This window comes from Paraflavitalea soli (assembly GCF_003555545.1).
Taxonomy (GTDB): Bacteria; Bacteroidota; Bacteroidia; order Chitinophagales; family Chitinophagaceae; genus Paraflavitalea; species Paraflavitalea soli.
Genome location: NZ_CP032157.1, coordinates 5,565,032 through 5,582,873 on the forward strand (window position 1 = coordinate 5,565,032; position 17,842 = coordinate 5,582,873).

At 48.2% G+C, this 17,842-nt stretch carries 11 protein-coding genes; 9 read left to right on the plus strand and 2 right to left on the minus strand.

The features are described 5' to 3' along the window. Positions 1-133 precede the first annotated feature (133 nt). Positions 134-826 (minus strand): zinc metallopeptidase, encoded by a 693-nt coding sequence (locus D3H65_RS20945; protein ID WP_119052186.1) that lies wholly within the window; start codon positions 824-826, stop codon positions 134-136. A 620-nt stretch (positions 827-1,446) separates the two neighbouring features. Between D3H65_RS20945 and radA the strand changes: the two genes are divergently transcribed. The 9 genes from radA (at position 1,447) to D3H65_RS20990 (ending at position 16,672) form a co-directional block, all read left to right on the plus strand. Then, positions 1,447-2,820 (plus strand): DNA repair protein RadA, encoded by a 1,374-nt coding sequence (gene radA, locus D3H65_RS20950; RefSeq protein WP_119052187.1) that lies wholly within the window; start codon positions 1,447-1,449, stop codon positions 2,818-2,820. 113 nt (positions 2,821-2,933) lie between these two features. Next, complete coding sequence (locus tag D3H65_RS20955) at positions 2,934-3,632, plus strand: ComF family protein (protein ID WP_119052188.1); 699 nt, start codon at positions 2,934-2,936, stop codon at positions 3,630-3,632. A 97-nt stretch (positions 3,633-3,729) separates the two neighbouring features. Further along, positions 3,730-5,124: a choice-of-anchor Q domain-containing protein gene (locus D3H65_RS20960; protein WP_119052189.1), complete on the plus strand. Its 1,395-nt coding sequence runs from the start codon at positions 3,730-3,732 to the stop codon at positions 5,122-5,124. A 118-nt stretch (positions 5,125-5,242) separates the two neighbouring features. Next, positions 5,243-5,758: a glutathione peroxidase gene (locus tag D3H65_RS20965; protein WP_119052190.1), complete on the plus strand. Its 516-nt coding sequence runs from the start codon at positions 5,243-5,245 to the stop codon at positions 5,756-5,758. A gap of 477 nt (positions 5,759-6,235) precedes the next feature. Beyond that, on the plus strand, positions 6,236-7,459 hold the full coding sequence (locus D3H65_RS20970; protein ID WP_119052191.1) for a DNA polymerase III subunit: 1,224 nt from the start codon (positions 6,236-6,238) through the stop codon (positions 7,457-7,459). 412 nt (positions 7,460-7,871) lie between these two features. After that, entirely contained in the window at positions 7,872-9,200 is a 1,329-nt protein-coding gene (locus tag D3H65_RS20975) for a PSP1 domain-containing protein (RefSeq protein ID WP_245999552.1), read from the plus strand. A gap of 129 nt (positions 9,201-9,329) precedes the next feature. Continuing rightward, entirely contained in the window at positions 9,330-10,217 is an 888-nt protein-coding gene (locus D3H65_RS20980) for an alpha/beta fold hydrolase (RefSeq protein WP_119052193.1), read from the plus strand. 204 nt (positions 10,218-10,421) lie between these two features. Further along, the gene (locus tag D3H65_RS20985) at positions 10,422-15,665 is read left to right on the plus strand and encodes a PKD domain-containing protein (RefSeq protein ID WP_119052194.1); all 5,244 of its coding nucleotides are present in this window, start codon (positions 10,422-10,424) and stop codon (positions 15,663-15,665) included. 251 nt (positions 15,666-15,916) lie between these two features. After that, positions 15,917-16,672, plus strand: coding sequence for a Bax inhibitor-1/YccA family protein (locus D3H65_RS20990; RefSeq protein WP_119052195.1), 756 nt, complete (start codon positions 15,917-15,919; stop codon positions 16,670-16,672). 82 nt (positions 16,673-16,754) lie between these two features. On the opposite strand, the gene D3H65_RS20995 is transcribed toward D3H65_RS20990, so the two are convergent. Further along, entirely contained in the window at positions 16,755-17,678 is a 924-nt protein-coding gene (locus D3H65_RS20995) for an NAD(P)/FAD-dependent oxidoreductase (RefSeq protein WP_119052196.1), read from the minus strand. Between the last annotated feature and the right edge of the window lie 164 nt (positions 17,679-17,842).

The window sequence follows — 17,842 nt, forward strand, 5'->3', positions numbered from 1 at the left end:
ACTTCTTTCTATAAATTTTGGAGGTAGGCGCCCATAGTGAACCAGGCGCAGCACGACAAGAAGACAAAAAAGCTGTGCGGGATGCTGCACAGCTTTCAGTCAAATTGAGAAATGTTTCGGAAATAATTTCAGCCTAGTTCCGCTGGCGGTTCCCCCCCAGGAAAATCATGATGTATTGCACCAGCGTAGCAATAGAAGCCAGGGCCGCCACCACATAGGTAAGGGCCGCCCATTTCAGGGCATCTTTGGCCTGGGGATATTCCACCCGATTGGTGACATTGGTACGGTTCAACCAGGCCAACGCCCGGTTACTGGCATCGAACTCTACCGGCAGGGTAATAATAGAGAACAAAGTGGTCAGGCCAAACAGGATAATTCCCCCCAGCAACAAGGCAGGAAATGCATTGATCAGCAGCACCCCGGCCAGCAGGATCCACTGCACAATACCAGAGCTAAACTGGACAACCGGAACCAATCGGCTACGCAATGTAAGCCATTGATAGGCAGTAGCATGCTGTACAGCATGACCGCATTCGTGGGCTGCTACCGCGGCGGCGGCAATGGAGACCCCATTGTATACATCCGGACTAAGATTTACTGTCTTGGTAGCTGGGTTGTAGTGGTCGCTCAAAAAGCCGTCAACCGATACTACTTTCACGTCATATATGCCGTTATCCCGGAGCATTTTCTGGGCCACCTGACCGCCCGTTAAACCGGCGGAAAGAGGCACCCGGCTATACGCCGTAAACTTGCTTTTCAGGACCCCCGAAACCAGCATACTGATGCCTAAAAAAATCAACGAAACGATCAGAATTGATGGTGTCATTTTTTGCGCTATTTTATATTATATAACATCTATACATCAAAACAGTTACCACCATTTTTAGGGTGTTTTTTTGTCTGATCCGGTGCGCAAAAAAGGGGCATTTTGTCACCGCGAAAGTTGATAAAAGACAATAGCTGACATTTTATCACAAAGACTTACCCATAAATACTAATATGTTTACTAAATATTAATTATCAATGACTTATAGGCATTTAAAACATCGCTCGCGTATACCTGAAAACGGGGTTAAAATTTATTCACAACCTCAAAAAATAATTTTGTTATGTGGCGCTTATTTGTAATTTAGTGCAAGAATTTAATGGGTTAGTAAGTAAGGGGTCAACAGCAATGTTGGCCCTTTTACTTTAAAAGAAATCCCCCCGCTGATCACTACTTTTTCCCTTTTTTTCCCACCACTTTTTTTTATAAAAAAAGTATTCATCACAGATCTTCTTTCGTCACTTTTTTCAACAGTTTTTTTTGATAAACAAGGTCAAAAAAATATCGCTTTTGGAACCGCTTCATAAAAATTTATCCGTGCATCTTTTTATGTGATGATTTTAAGTCGGTCTGTTTGATTTCTGTTAACCCAATTCTTTTTATACCACTAACTTTATCGCATGAGTAAAGTGAAATCAGCATTCTTTTGTAGCAACTGTGGATATGAAAGCGCTAAATGGCTCGGCAAATGTCCTTCATGTGGTTCCTGGAATACTTTTGTGCAGGAAGTCATACATAAAGAGACTTCCCAAAAAGAGAATAACTGGAAAAACTTTCACGAAGACAAAAAAGAGATCAAAACAATTGCACTGCATGCAGTAACAACACCCGAACAAAGACGCATCATCACACCCGATGCAGAATTGAACAGGGTGCTGGGTGGAGGTATCGTTCCCGGGAGCATCACTTTGATAGCCGGCGAACCCGGCATTGGTAAATCAACCTTGTTCTTACAGATCGGATTGTTATTAAAAGACATTACCATCCTATACATCAGCGGCGAAGAGAGTGACCAGCAGATCAAAATGCGGGCAGACCGTTTAAAAATACAGAACGATCAGTTTTACCTGCTCACAGAAACATCTACACAAACCATTTTCCAGGAAATTAAAAAGCTTCGGCCACAACTCGTTATTGTTGACTCTATTCAAACCATTCAATCACCTTACATAGATTCATCACCGGGCAGCATTTCCCAGATACGTGAATCAGCCTCAGAGTTTCAACGCTTTGCCAAAGAAACCAACATACCTGTATTCCTCATTGGTCATATCACCAAAGACGGCGCCATAGCGGGTCCCAAGATATTGGAGCATATGGTAGATACCGTATTACAGTTTGAAGGAGACCGCCACTATGCATACCGCATCCTACGTACTATTAAGAACCGTTTCGGCGGAACAGCAGAGCTCGGCATTTATGAAATGTCGGGCGATGGCATGCGCGGCGTTAACAATCCCAGCGAAATACTCATTACACAAAAAGAGGACCGGCTCAGCGGCATTGCTATTGCCGCCACTATTGAAGGCATGCGTCCCTTACTCATAGAAGTACAGGCACTGGTCACCCAATCTGTTTATGGAACACCCCAGCGCACCGTATCCGGTTTCGATCTCCGCCGCATGCAACTGCTGCTGGCTGTATTGGAAAAGCGCGGAGGCTTTCATTTTGGGGTCAAAGATGTATTTCTCAACATTGCCGGTGGTCTTAAGGTAGAAGATCCCTCCATTGATCTCGCTGTCCTCTGCGCCCTGTTAAGCTCTTATGAAGATGTGCCCCTCCCCGATCTTACCTGTTTTGCCGGAGAGGTAGGATTAAGCGGTGAGATCAGAGCTGTTCATCGTATTGAACAACGCATTGCCGAAGCTGAGAAACTGGGATTTGAAAAGATCCTCGTATCACGTTACAATCAGAAAGGCCTTAACCTGCAGAAATTCAATATCGAAGTGATCAGCATGGGAAGAGTAGATGAAGTATACCAATACCTGTTTTAAAGCAGAGAACTACAAGTAACGGACTTCGCGCAAAACCATTTCACCTGTTTTACCGTAGGTTAATTACGGTCATTGCCAAAAGCGCATTGCCCGAAGCCCGTAGCTTGTATTCTATGAACATAACCGAAACTGCCAGATCGCTTTTCCACCTGTTTTTTCCCCACTGCTGCGCCGGTTGTGGCAGCGATGTTATCAGTAATGAGCAGCTACTTTGCCTGTCCTGCATAAACCGGTTACCGCTGACCAATTTTCACCTGTATGCCGATAACCCGGTGCAGCATATATTCCGGGGCAGGCTGCCCCTGGTCAACGCTACCAGCTATTTATACTTTACCAAGGATTCCCTCCTTCAGCACCTCATGCACCAGCTTAAATACAACAACAGAAAAGATATAGGGGCCTGGTTTGGCAAGCGCATCGGGGAAGTCCTCACCGCTTCCAACCGCTTTACCATGCCCGATGCCCTCCTGCCGGTTCCGCTTTTTGCCACCCGCGAAAGAAAAAGAGGCTACAACCAGGCCGAGGTATTATGTACCGGCATGGCAGCGATCATGGGAATACCCGTGTTGAAAGATGTTATTGTCCGTTCTGTCTTTACGGAATCACAAACGCGCAGGAACAGGATCGAGCGATGGCAGAATATGGAAGGTAAGTTCTCTGTGAAGGATGCAGCAGCTATTGAAGGCAGGCACTTGCTGCTGGTGGATGATATGATCACTACCGGCGCCACCCTGGAAGCCTGCGGGCAGGCATTACTGGCAGCAGCCAATGTGAGGCTGAGCGTGGCTACCATGGGAATCGCCTCCCGGTGAGCAGGAACAATTAATGGCCGGCTTATACGTTTATAGACTAGCCAATTCGTCACTTCGGATTTCGTATTCTCAAACTTCAGGTTTACTTTAGCAATTCATGAAGCAAGTACTGGTATTCATATTGATCGTTGCCGCAATGGCTACCGCCTGCAAAAAGGACTCTTTTATTACCGGTACTGCCAATCTTAGTACTTCGGCTGATACCCTTCATTTTGATACCGTATTTACAACCCTGGGATCAGTAACCCATTATTTCCGCATCTTTAACGACAACAACCAAAAGCTAAAGCTCCACAATGTATCTCTGGCAGGGGGCGCATCCTCCGTATTTAAGATCAATGTAGATGGCACTCCCGGACCGGTTGTGAACGACATCGACATCGAAGCCAACGACAGCCTCTATGTTTTTGTATCGGTAAAAATAAACCCCACCGCACAAGACCTTCCCTTTGTAATAAGGGACAGTATCCATATCCAATTCAATAACCAGGAAAAATGGGTACAACTGGAAGCCTGGGGACAAAATGCCCACTTCCTCCGTTCAACACTCATTGATGTCAACGAAACCTGGACTAACGACAAGCCCTATGTCATTTTAGGCGGCCTGCAGGTTGATACCAATACCACCCTTACCATTCAAAAAGGTTGCCGCATCTACCTCCATGCCAATGCCCCCTTTATCGTCGATGGAACCCTGCTTGTTACCGGTGAGAAATACGACAGTACCAAGGTTACTTTCAGTGGCGACCGGCTCGATGAGCCCTATCGGGATTATCCCGGCGCCTGGCCAGGTATTTATTTCCGGGGTGTAAGCAAGGACAATTACCTACAGTTTGCCGTCATTAAAAATGCCTATCAGGGTATTGTAGCCATTGGCCCATCGATCAATGCCAATCCCAAAGTTATCTTAAGCGAATCGATCATCGACAACTGCTATGATGCGGGTATACAATCTATGCAATCCGATATCAGGGCGCAGAATTGTCTCATCAGCAATTGCGGCAAGAACATGGTGCTTGCTTTAGGAGGTAACTATGATTTTAACCATTGTACTTCTGTAGCTTATTCCAATACCTTTATCCAACACAAGGAACCTGTTTTACTGGTAACCGATTTTATCCGGGATGGCAATACCGTATTAACGGCTGGTCTTACGGCCAACTTCCGCAACTGTATTTTCTGGGCCGATAACAGCATCGTGGACAATGAAGTAGTAAGCAATAAACAGGGCACCGGCTCCTTCAACCTGAGCTTTCAGAACTGCTTATGGAAAGCAAAAAGCAATCCCGGTAATGCAACAGCCAATAATGTAATAGCCAACCAGGCACCGCTTTTCGACAGCGTAGATACCCAGAAAAGATGGTACAATTTCCGGCTGAAGGACGAATCGCCCGCCATCAATAAAGGAAGCGCCACGGCACTGAGCATTGACCTGGATGGAAATCCCCGCCCCATTGGCCTTCCCGACCTTGGATGTTACGAAAAACAGTAATATGCCTCCTTTTGGTTAATTAATCGTTATCTCCCTTTGCCACCTATAAATTTTTCCGGGCGAGCAACCAATTAAGCACCATCTTTGTATTAGTTATTATCATTAAAAACTTACATCTATGATACGCCTGTTACTAGGTTCCCTGTTGCTGATTGCAGCCACCTCTATTTATGATTTTAAGGTCCCTTCCCTGGAAGGTAAAGACCCTATCAACTTTGCTAAATACAAAGGCAAGAAAATACTGATCGTAAATACTGCCTCCAAATGCGGCCTTACACCACAGTATACCGAATTGCAACAACTGTATGATAAGTACAAGGATAAACTGGTGATCGTAGGATTCCCTGCCAACAACTTTGCCAACCAGGAGCCAGGTACCGCTGCTGATATCGAAGAAGTTTGCCGTAAGAACTATGGCGTTACTTTCCCTATGGCAGAAAAAGTATCTGTAAAAGGCGAAGACATCCATCCTTTGTTCAAATACCTCACCGAAGAAGCTAAAAAACTGGGTGTGGAAGATCCCATCAAATGGAACTTTACAAAATTCCTGCTGGACGAAAAAGGCAAATTGATCGCTGTGATCCCCAGCAAGACAAAACCCATGAGTGAGGAAGTTACCAAATACCTGAATTAAGAAAGATTATACATAGTAACATCATTCATACAAGGAATGGCGGGTATTTACCCGCCATTTGCTTTGGTACCCAATCCTTTTCGTCAACATCGAAAGGATCAGACCAAAAATCGGATGAAATCTGCCACTCGCCGAATAGATTTAACGTTGTCCTGACAATTAAACAACTTTATAGCAGCAACAATCCAATACCGCTGAAAGTACCAGTCCGGTATAACTAATGAAACCAATCAGATCCAATCCCTGGGAAGAACAGCAAATATCCACAGCGGAAAACCACCCCTGAATCCAAGTATCCGTTGAACGAGACCTATCCTGGAGCGAAGACCCTCAAGACCTTTTAGCTCAAACACATTATGATAGTAGTCCGGGATATCCTGTATTAAGACCTCTGTTGAAGTCGTTTTCCCCTTGGGAAGATTTTTAAACCGCTCGCTACCCTGCGAGCGGTTTATTTTTTACGCCTATCTTCGCCGCATGTCTTTTAAGGATATTATCGGCCAGCAGGATGCCAAAGAACACCTGGTGGGAATGGTACAGCAAAACCGCCTCAGCCATGCTTTACTTTTCCTCGGAAAAGAAGGCAATGGCGCTTTACCCCTCGCCATTGCATTTGCCCAATACATTGTATGTGAAAAAGTAAGCAGGAAAAATACCTTGGCCAATAGCAGCGCCTCCCTGTTTGGCGAAGAACCGGAACAGGATGCCTCCAACCCCAATACCGGAACTACCCTCATGGATGCCTGCGGTGTATGTGCTTCCTGCCAGAAAGCCCAGCAACTCGTTCACCCCGATATCCACTTTTCCTATCCCGTCATTCCCCGTAAATCGGGCGACAAACCCGTAAGCACCGATTATATCCAGGAATGGCGGCAGTTTTTATCCGAAACGCCCTATGGCAATGCCTACGACTGGCTCCAGTTTATCGGCGCGGAGAACAAGCAGGGCAATATTACTGCCTACGAATGCAATGAGATCATCCGCAAGCTCAACCTCAAAAGCTTCGAAAGCGGCTTTAAAATACTTGTCCTCTGGATGCCGGAGTACCTGGGCAATGAGGGCAACAAATTATTGAAGCTCATTGAAGAGCCGCCTGCTGATACCTTATTTATCCTGGTAGCGGAAAATGAATCCCAGATACTGGCTACCATCCTGTCCAGGACCCAATTGGTAAAGATCCCTGCATTGGCTACCGAAGCCATTACCGAAGCCCTCATTACCAATGCCAAATGCACCCCCGAGCAGGCCAGATCCGTCGCCTCCATCGCAGCCGGTAATTACCGGGAGGCTCTCCAGCTCATTCGCCATGCCGAAGAAGACTGGCAGTCGCTCCTCCGCGACTGGCTCAACTCCATCCTCAAAAATGGTCCTGTAGCCCAGGTCAAGTGGATCGACGAGGTAAGCAAGCTGGGCCGGGAAAAGCAAAAACAGTTCCTGCTCTATTTCAACCACCTCCTGGAGCAGGCCATCCGCCTGCAGGCAATGGGCACGGAAGCCGTCCATCTCCCTGATAATGAGCGTGATTTTGCGCTTCGGCTGAATAAGATCGCCGGATTTGAACAGCAGGAAGCCATTATTGAGGAGCTGGACAAGGCAGCTTATTACATTGAGCGCAATGCCAATGCAAAAATGCTCTTCCTGGCCCTCACCATCAAACTCTACCATATTATAGCCCACAAGCAGGTGGCCCGGCTTATGTAATGTTTTACACTTAAAAACCTATATTTGTAAATCGGCCTGAGTTGTATGGATTTTGAAGGGAGTGGCTGTAGCAAGTGGATTTGTGTAACAGGAGCGTTTTACCCGGTTATCTTACTTCGCTATATTTTTTGTGTTGCATTTGCGTATTTGTCTTTTACCTGCCTGGTAATTATTTGATTACCGCTTTATGCAGGCAGACCTTAATATTATATACTGTCGTTCAAAGGGCTGTGTATGATCTTTTTATAACGCCTGCCACAAAATACCTCCCAACATTAGAGCGTTCAGCAGCCGTCAACAATTTTTTTCATTCTCAATTACTTATAGAATGGGATGTAGTTCATGTGGAACCACAGGAAAAGTGGCTGGCTGTAAAAGCAATGGAGGCTGCAGCACAGGAAGTTGTAATAGGATGAATGCCTTCGATTGGCTGATGAACCTGCCGGTAAGCGACCAGGATACAGCCTGCAAAGTAATAGAAGTAAGCTTCAACCAGGGCAGCCGGAAAGACTTCTTCCGGAATGCAACCATCCAGAATTTTGAAAAAGGCGACCTGATCGCTGTGGAAGGGATCAGTGGTTTTGATGTAGGTGAAGTGTCCCTCACCGGCGAGATCGTGCGGATCCAGATGAAGAAAAGGGGTATTGGCGAATACGATTCAGAATTAAAGAAAGTACTCCGCCGTGCCTCCGATAAAGATATTGAGATCTGGCACCAGAATAAGGCCCGCGAAAAAGAAGCCCTCATCCAAACCCGGGCCATTACCAAGCAGCTCAACCTCGACATGAAAATGAGTGAAGTGGAAATTCAGGCCGACGGCCGTAAAGCCACTTTCTTCTATATTGCCGATGACCGGGTGGATTTCCGTGAACTGATCAAGATCCTTGCACGCGAATTCAAGGTGAAGGTAGAAATGCGCCAGATAGGCGCCCGCCAGGAAGCTGCCAAAGTAGGTGGTGTAGGTAGCTGCGGCCGTGAACTTTGCTGTAGTACCTGGCTTACCGATTTCAAATCGGTCAATACTACCGCAGCCCGTTACCAAAATCTTTCTATCAATCAAAGTAAGCTCAGCGGTCAGTGCGGACGCCTGAAATGCTGTCTCAACTACGAACTGGATACCTACCTGGATGCCTTGCAGCATTTCCCCGATAATGCAGACCTGCTGCAGGTAGGCAAAGGCAATGCTACCCTCATCAAGAAGGATATCTTCAAAAACATCATGTGGTATGTGTTGCCCGATAGCAACAAGCAATACCCGGTTAGTATTGAAAGAGTACGCAAGATCAAACAACTCAATGCCCAGGGCACCATACCTGAGCAACTGGAACCGGTAGAAATTACCAGCAGTAAAGCCAGGGAAGTAGAACCGGAGTTTGTAGACCTGGTGGGCCAGATCAGCCTGCGTACCCTGGAAAGAGCTGAAAAGAAAAAGAAACACCACCATAAGGAAAACCGCCAGCAGCAAAATCGCCAGCAACAGCGGCCTCAGCAAGGTGGCGGTGGCCAGCAACAACAAAGGCCACAGCAAGGCAACCAACAACAGCGGTCTCAAAACCAACAAGGGGGCCAGCAAGGTAGCGGTCAACAAGGTGGTGGCAACCAGGGCAACCGGCAGCAAGGTGGTGGTCAGCAGGGACAAAATAGACCGCAACAGCAACAGCGGAGAGACAACCGGCAACAGCAACAGCAGCCCAAAAAAGACGACCGTCGTCCACCCAACCCGCCTCAGAAAAAGGACTAAGATTCATAACCAGAAGTCGAAACCTCTTCATACTGAATGGTGAGCCGTTTGCAAAAGCAGCTCACCATTTCGCATTATTGGGTTCATCCCACTATTCAGTAACTTCATACAACCCAGTAGAAAAATGGTATGATGCGATCAGTTATGGTGTTCCTTATATTGCTTATTATATGGCTGGTGGTAGCTCCTGGCTGCATGACCTTCCGCAAGGCAGATAAGGAAATGATCAGGCGTTTCCAGGAGAATGGCGTACAGTTGCATACCTCCACACAAAGAGTAGAAGGCAGGAACATTCACTATGCTGCTACCGGCAATGATAGCCTGCCCACCATCATATTTATACACGGCACACCCGGTAGCTGGGATGCTTTCGCGGGCTACATGCAGGATAGCTTATTGCTGGCGCATTATCGCATGATCTCCATTGACAGGCCGGGATTTGGCTACAGTGATTTTGGAAAATCCGAGCACCTCATCCGCCAGTCGGAACTGATCAGTCCCGTACTGGAGAAATTAGACAATGGCAGGCCCATGTACCTGGCGGGCCATTCACTCGGAGGTCCGCTTATCATTCAACTCGCAGCCGATAATCCTTTGCTCATACAAGCCCTGGTGATGATCTCCGGATCAGTAGATCCTGCGGAAGAAAAGCCGGAAAAATGGCGCCCCTGGCTTTTCAACACGCCTTTGAATTTACTGGTGCCCGGCGCCTTCAGGCCTTCCAATAAAGAATTGTGGTACCTGAAAAAAGACCTGGTACAATTACAACCCGAATTTGCCAGGATCAACTGCCCCGTGTTCTTTATCCATGGCGCTGCCGATACCTGGGTGCCGCCCGGCAATATAGCTTATGCCAAAAAATTACTGGTCAATGCCCCCCAGATCGATGAACTCATCATACCGGGCGCCAATCACTTCATACCCTGGACCAAATTTACCCAGATACGTGATGTACTACTCCGCGTAGACGCAGCAACCACACATCCCGGATTAAATGCGCAGCCCGTTGTACAATAAATTAACCCCGGGCACTTCCATCTAACAAAAAACTTATATACCTTCGCCACCCTGTATTAAACCTAACGGCGCTCGTCGTCCGAGATTACCCCCTTTACCCATCTCCATCCACTATCCACTCTTATGAAGCCCGTACTTTAAAATTTCATTTTTTCACCCCAATGCTTGGCATGAGAGCTTGGTTACTTATCTGTATTCGTTAGCATGGTCAATAAGGCTGCAGTCTATACCATCCGTTCACTAGTCCTTCGCATCGGTGTATGCCTGGGCCTTTTATTCATGGCTGCCCCCTCTTTTTCCCAAACCACTGCCAACTTCACCATCAGCAAAAAAGAAGGCTGCATACCGCTCAGTGGTGTCAACTTTACCGATGCCTCCACTGGCGGCACTGTCACGCGCCGCGACTGGAACCTGGGCAATGGCACCATCATCAACAATGGCGCAGCTACAGTAGGTACCAACTACCTCACAGATGGCACTTTTACAGTTACCCTCACGGTTACTTTTTCCAATGGCGATACACGTACCAAACAGGACTTTATTATGGTACATCCCAAACCAGTAGCAAAATTCAGTGCCAACGAAAGAGAAGGCTGTTCACCACATGCTGTCCAGTTTACCAGCCTGGCTACTACCAAAACCGGCACGGTCACCAACTGGTTATGGGACTTCGGGGCCGGCGGCAGCAGTCAGCCCAATCCCGCCTTTACCTATAATGTAAACGGCAATTACAATGTTTCCCTGATCGTTACCAATAGCTGGGGATGCGAAAGCGAAGCAGCTATTGAACCCCAATACATCAAAGTATATCCAAAGGTGAATGCCGCTTTCACCATTCCCAATAACAGCAGTTGCGATATCCCTTTTACCACCTCTTTTGTCAATGGAACTACCGGGGGCGGCACCATTACCTATCTCTGGGATTTTGGCGATGGACAAACCTCCACCGATCCCAATCCCAGTCACACCTACACGGCTACCGGCGCTTATACCGTAACCCTCACGGCCAGGAACGGCACCAATTGCGTGAGCACCTTTTCAAGGTCGGGGAGTAACGGGATACTGGCAGGCAAACCAACACCATCCATCACAGCACCTGTAAACGTATGCGCCAATACAGCTGCCAGTTTCACAGGAGGCGTTACCCCGGCGGCTTTTCTCTACACCGTCAAATGGCTGTTTCCCGACAACGGCGCTGTCCAGTATGGCCAAAACACTTCGCATACCTTTACCACGCCCGGCACTTATGAAATAACCATGGTGGCCTTCAACGCTGCAGGCTGCAACGACACCGCCCTGCACACGATTACCGTAGGACCTGGACCCAAACCCAACTTTACAGTCGACAGGGCCATTGGCTGCGATACACCATTCGTTGCCCGGTTTACCAATACCAGCCTGCCAGCAACAGGGCTCACCTGGGACTGGAACTTTGGCGATGGCTCACCACACTCCAGTTTAACAGATCCAGTGCACATTTATAAGCTACCGGGCTATTACACCATTACCCTCACCGCTACCGATCCCCTTACCGGCTGCACTGCTGTGATGCAAAAAAGAGATACCATCCGCATTGTAAAGCCTGTTGTTGATTTCACTTACACACCACCCGATGGCTGCAGGCCACTTCCCGTAAAAGCAACGGCACGCCTGACCAATATAGTAGACCCCGTAGTGAGCTATGTATGGGACTTTGGTGATGGGCCGCCGGTGGTTACCACGGTCGACAATGCCACCCATACCTACACAGTAGCCGGGAGCTACAATATCAAACTGAAGATCATTACTCAGCAGGGATGTACGGACAGTTCCATCGCCAGGCCAGTTAGTGTTGCCGACCTCTGTGATGATGACGGCTCCGGGGGTGGAGACGGCGGCGGGGGTGCAGGTTTTGTGATGGGCAAAACCTGCGACGAGAAATACATCATTACGTTTACCGATACCGTCAGCAATTCCCAAACGCTGAGCTGGGACTTTGGCGATGGATCGCCCCTGTACACTACCTCACCGGTAAGCCCCGTCACACATACCTTTCCCACTACAGCCAAAAAGTATGTGGTGATCGTTACCAGGCGCAATACAGTAACGAATGTCACCTCCTCAGCGCAGGTACGGGTAGTGATCATTGATGAAAAGGCAAACTTCGTACCCTCCATTACCGATATCTGCCGTAATAAAACAATCAACTTTGCTACCATCGGTATCGACTCTTCCAACATCAACAAATACACCTGGGATTATGGCGATGGCACCCCACGCTATACCATCAACAACAGGGCCTATTTCCTCAACTACGGCAAATACCTAAATGGCAATACCTCCCACACCTACACGGATGCAGGAACCTATTATGTCAAGTTGATCATCGAGGATAAGCTGGGCTGTCTCGACTCCTTCCAGTATGCCATTCCTGTGGTGGTAAAAGGGCCCGTATCAGGCTTCGAAGGAACTCCGCTCACCACCTGTGAGAAAGAACTCATTACTGTTTTCAAGGATACTTCTATTCAGAATGGCGCTACGCCCATTGTTGAATGGACCTGGAATTTTGGCGATGGTACACCCGCCTATACCACTACCCGGGATACAGCCATCAGTCATACCTATACCAACAACAGTTATTACCGTAGCTGGCATGTTACCCTCAATATCAAAGATGCGGCCGGCTGCGAGGCGCAAGCCATCACCTATAACTATGTCAAAAGCTATCGGCCGCAGGCGTCGATCTTTAGCTATGATACCCTCAAATGCGGCAGCACCAACGTATTCCTGTACAACCAGTCCTCTGCTTATAACGCTACCTATACCTGGTGTTTTGGCGATGGCACATCCGCCAACAGCTACCATGCATCCCATACCTACAGCACCAATGGCGAGTATGATATTAAACTGGTGGTAAAAGATGAAAATGGCTGTGCCGACAGTGTGACCACGGCTGCTTACATCAAACTGGTAAAACCCAAGGCCAATTTTATAGTAGGCGATACCAGCAAGTGCGCGCCCATAGCCATCAATTTCTATGATAGTTCCACCTATGCCAATAAGTATGTATGGGATTTTGGCGATGGTGGTACAGGCTCTACCGACAAAGACCCTGCTCCCCATATCTATGCGGTGCCCGGGTTCTATCCCGTCAAGATCATCATCACCGGTGTAAGCGGCTGTGTGGATTCCATCACAAAGATCATTCGAGTAAAAGGGCCTATTGGCCGCTTATCTGTGGGGCCGGCTATTGGCTGTACACCCTACACCCTGCCCATGCGTGTAACGGGCAGCAATATCAGCTCCTATGCCTGGGATTACGGCGATGGTACGCCTGTGCAGGCCTCCCAGAACGATGTGGTCAACCATATCTATCCCCTGGCAGGCAAGTTTCTGCCCAATGTGATCTTAACAAGCCCCGAAGGCTGTCCCTATACCTTGAAAGCGACAGATACCATTATTGTTGATTCCGCACGTGCACGTTTCTCCATCAACAGGCCATTGCGCTGCCTCACCGACAGAACGATCCAGTTCACCAACTTGTCCGAAGCTGCCTTTGGCGCCGTATCCTGGAAATGGTTGTTTGGCGACAACCAAACCTCTACCGCCCAAAACCCTGCGCACACGTATCGCACGGATGGCGACTACGAAGTAGCGCTCATCGTGCAAAGCCGCTATGGATGTATAGATACCCTCACCCAGGCAAAAGCTGTAAGTATCCGCCAGCAACCCGCTGCGCTTTTCAAGGCAGATAGTATTTACTGTAGTCCCGGTATCAAAACATTTACCAACCAGGTACGCAGTGTAGACCCCATCGATCATGTGGCCTGGTATGTAGATGGCGCCTTCGCCGGCAATACCGCCAGCCTCATCCATCCCCTCACAGCGGGCACCCACACCATTGCATTGGCAGCTACCACCATCAATGGTTGTGTCGATTCTGCTGCCCACCGCATACGGGCCGATTCGCTGGTAGCTGCTTATACTATTGACAAAGGTATCCGCTGTGGTGACGACAGGACCATTCCTTTCAACAACCGGTCTACCGCCTTCTTTGGCACGGCTGCCTGGAAATGGGACCTGGGTGATAACACGATATCGGCAGATGCAGATCCCGTGCACACCTATGCAACACCCGGCTCTTACAATACTTCTCTCATCCTGTACGGCAATACCGGCTGCAATGATACCGTAAGCCTGGCCCAACCGGTGAAGATCTATACCAAACCTGTTTTTAATATCGTGGGCGAGGTAGAAAAATGTGCACAGACCACCCTTGACTATACTGCCAATATCCAATCAGAGGACAGCATTAGTCAATATACCTGGAAACTCAACAACAGCAGCATCAGCTACAACGATAGTGTGACCTACTATTTTGCCAATGCAGGCGATTATAACCTGGCATTTACGGTCCATACAAAATATGGGTGTGAAGAAACAGCCGACACCTCCATCACCATCCGCCCGCTTCCAGTGCCCGGGGCCTCTCCACAGGATACTACTGTCTGCATAGGAAGCCCTGTTCCTTTACATACCACCGATGGCACACAATTCAGCTGGTGGCCACAAACCAATTTACAGCAGCCCAATACTGCCGGCCCCGTAGCTACGGCGTTGACCAATGTGCGTTATTATGTACAAGTCATCAATCGCTTTGGTTGCATACAACGGGATAGTGTTATGATCCATGTAGACCAAAAGGTAAACCTGCAGCACAGTGATGATGCTATTATTTGCCGGGGGCAGCGCACACGCCTTTCCGCCAATGGTAATGCACAACAATTTGCCTGGACGCCGGTCACCGGTCTCAATGATCCCTTTATTGCCTCGCCCTGGGCGTCACCCTTGCAAACGACTACTTACCAGGTAGTGGGTTTCAGCACCAATACCTGTCCCAATGATACGGGTGCCGTTACTGTCACCGTGGGCAGCATCCCCACTGTTGATCTTGGGCCCGATCTTAGGATAGACGCAGGGCTGCCTATCGACTTCAAGCCAATCGTCAGCAATGATGTGATCAGCTATCTCTGGCAGCCTGCCACCGGTCTCAGCTGCAATGCCTGTAGCGGCCCCCGCCTCATTGCCGATAAAGATGCCAGCTATCGCCTCACCGTGCGTACCCAATACAATTGTGAAGCATCCGATGAGATCCGCATTACTGTCACCTGTGGCAAGGGAGCGGTATATATTCCAAATGCTTTTACGCCCAATGGCGACGGTGCCAATGATGTTTTCTTTATTAAAGGATATGGCATCCAAAAAGTAAAAAGCCTCCGCATCTTCAATCGCTGGGGGCAGATCGTATTCAGCAGGGAAAACAGTTCACCCAATGATAAAAACGCCGGCTGGGATGGCAGGTTCAAAGGACAGCCAGCCGCTTCAGGCGCTTACGTATATGTAGCAGAAGTGGTGTGCAACGAAGGCAAGGCCCTTCCCCTGAAAGGGACCGTCATGCTGCTGAAATAACCGCTCCGGAGCCCCTTAAGGATTTGCCGTTTTTGCCCCAGAGGGGCTACCGCTTTGTAGAAAAAAACGTCAAAAGTGTCTTCAGCCCCGTAGGGGCTGCCCTTCAGCTTTCAGCGGGACACCTGCTTTCAAAAAAGGTTTGTTAAATACTGGCAATCAACCCCTCCGAAGTCAGGAACCTGCCCTTGCAACTTGCTTCTTCGTTTGTTTTGACTTAAATTTGTATCTTGATCAAATAAAACAGAACAACTATGGCCCTATTCAAATCCGGTAATCCGGCATTAAGTGAAAAGATCTTCGATAAAGCCATTGGCACACAGCACACCGATGTAATGTCTGTGCGTGGCACCCTTAACAAATTTGGTATCCTTTTCTTACTCGTTATGGCAACTGCCGGCCTCGCCTGGAAAATGGCTGCCTCCGGCGTAAATGTCATGCCTTATATGATAGGGTCTGCCATAGTCGGATTTATCCTGGCTTTGGTGACCATCTTTAAACCACAGTGGGCGGGCTATACAGCTCCGCTGTATGCCCTGGCAGAAGGATTCTTTTTAGGCACGATCTCTTCTTATTACAATTTCGCATTTGCTAAACTTGCGCCTAATATTATTATGCAGGCTGTAGGCCTCACCTTTGGTGTGGTACTGGCTATGTTTGCACTGTATTATTTCCGGGTAATACAGGCTACCGAAAGGTTCAAATCCATAGTGATAACAGCTACAGTGGGTATTGGTATCTTTTACCTGATAGCAATCGTACTGAGACTTTTTGGTATCAGTATCCCTTTCATTCATGAAGGCAGCACCATCGGCATTATCTTCTCGCTGGTAGTAGTAGGTATTGCCGCCCTCAACCTCATCCTTGATTTCGACATGATCGAACAAGGTGCTCAACGCGGTGCTCCCAAATTCATGGAATGGTATGGCGCCTTTGGATTGCTCGTAACCATTGTTTGGTTGTACCTCGAGATCCTGCGCCTGCTGGCTAAACTGTCGGACAGAAGGTAATAAAATATACTTCGTATATAAAAAAAGCGGGAGGTAATACCTTCCGCTTTTTAATTTTATGTTCTCTTACTGACTACCGGTATTAAAAACGTTCTTCTACCAGCTCCTTATTGATCCAGGCGCCTGCTTTATTGCCGGCCGCCGCTGCTGCAGCTACCGAACGCATCATGCTCGAATTATCACCTGCTACGTATACGCCCGGCACATTTGTTTTCCCAAACTCATCTGCCTGCAGAAAACCCTGCTCCGTGCGCGTACACCCCAATGCTTCAGGGATATCGCAATGTTGCCGAAAAGCCGGCTTGTGAAACATTGCATCTACTTCCAGCACCGATCCATCAGCCAGGCGAATGGCAGTTATATAACCATCGTTATGTACCAACTCCTGAAGGGGTGTTTCAATAATAGGGATATTATGTTGTTGTAATTTATCCGTTAATGCTGCCCCCAGCGTAGAGGAGCCATTGGTCAATAAGACCAGGTTCTGACTCCACTGGTGTAAGAGCCGCACATATTCAAAAGCCATCTCTCCATTGGCTAATACGGCCAGCTTATTTCCCTTTACTTCATACCCGTGACAATAGGGGCAATGCAGTACAGAAATGCCCCAGCAGGCAGCAAAGCCAGGCAGGTTGGGCATAATGTCCGCTATGCCGGTGGCAAATAATAATTTCGAAGCTGTATACTGCTCTCCCGATGCCGCCTTGATAGTAAAATGATCTCCGTTGCGCTGTGCCTCTGTCACCTTTCCCTGGATAAATTGCACAGTGGGATAGGCCAGCACCTGTTTCAACGCAAGCTGGGCAATAGCTCCGGGCTTCTCACCATCCTGGGTGATGAAATTATGGGAGTGGGGCGTTTGCCGGTTGCAGGGCAAACCGCTGTCCACTATTAACACCCTGCGCAATGACCTGCCAAGGGTCATGGCAGCAGCCAGGCCGGCATAGCTTCCGCCAACAATGATCACATCAAATAATCCTTTGGGAATGGTACTTGTTGTCTCCATAAGACCAAAGGTAAGTATTTATTACTATTTGCAACTATATTGCATTATTGTTATCCTGTTCAGTATTCACCCTCCACGCAAGTCCAGGTTACTTACTCACCCACCCCAGCCAATCATCATCCCTTATCGTTACTGACTCACTCTGGCCTCCTTATTCCCCAATA

Excerpts from the sequence above, each read along its gene's own strand:
- D3H65_RS20955 (WP_119052188.1), top strand. The coding sequence starts at position 2,934 with ATGAACATAACCGAAACTGCCAGATCGCTTTTCCACCTGTTTTTTCCC.
- D3H65_RS20970 (WP_119052191.1), top strand. The coding sequence starts at position 6,236 with ATGTCTTTTAAGGATATTATCGGCCAGCAGGATGCCAAAGAACACCTG.
- D3H65_RS20945 (WP_119052186.1), bottom strand. The coding sequence starts at position 826 with ATGACACCATCAATTCTGATCGTTTCGTTGATTTTTTTAGGCATCAGT.
- radA (WP_119052187.1), top strand. The coding sequence starts at position 1,447 with ATGAGTAAAGTGAAATCAGCATTCTTTTGTAGCAACTGTGGATATGAA.
- D3H65_RS20980 (WP_119052193.1), top strand. The coding sequence starts at position 9,330 with ATGATGCGATCAGTTATGGTGTTCCTTATATTGCTTATTATATGGCTG.
- D3H65_RS20995 (WP_119052196.1), bottom strand. The coding sequence starts at position 17,678 with ATGGAGACAACAAGTACCATTCCCAAAGGATTATTTGATGTGATCATT.
- D3H65_RS20990 (WP_119052195.1), top strand. The coding sequence starts at position 15,917 with ATGGCCCTATTCAAATCCGGTAATCCGGCATTAAGTGAAAAGATCTTC.
- D3H65_RS20960 (WP_119052189.1), top strand. The coding sequence starts at position 3,730 with ATGAAGCAAGTACTGGTATTCATATTGATCGTTGCCGCAATGGCTACC.
- D3H65_RS20975 (WP_245999552.1), top strand. The coding sequence starts at position 7,872 with ATGAATGCCTTCGATTGGCTGATGAACCTGCCGGTAAGCGACCAGGAT.
- D3H65_RS20965 (WP_119052190.1), top strand. The coding sequence starts at position 5,243 with ATGATACGCCTGTTACTAGGTTCCCTGTTGCTGATTGCAGCCACCTCT.
- D3H65_RS20985 (WP_119052194.1), top strand. The coding sequence starts at position 10,422 with ATGGTCAATAAGGCTGCAGTCTATACCATCCGTTCACTAGTCCTTCGC.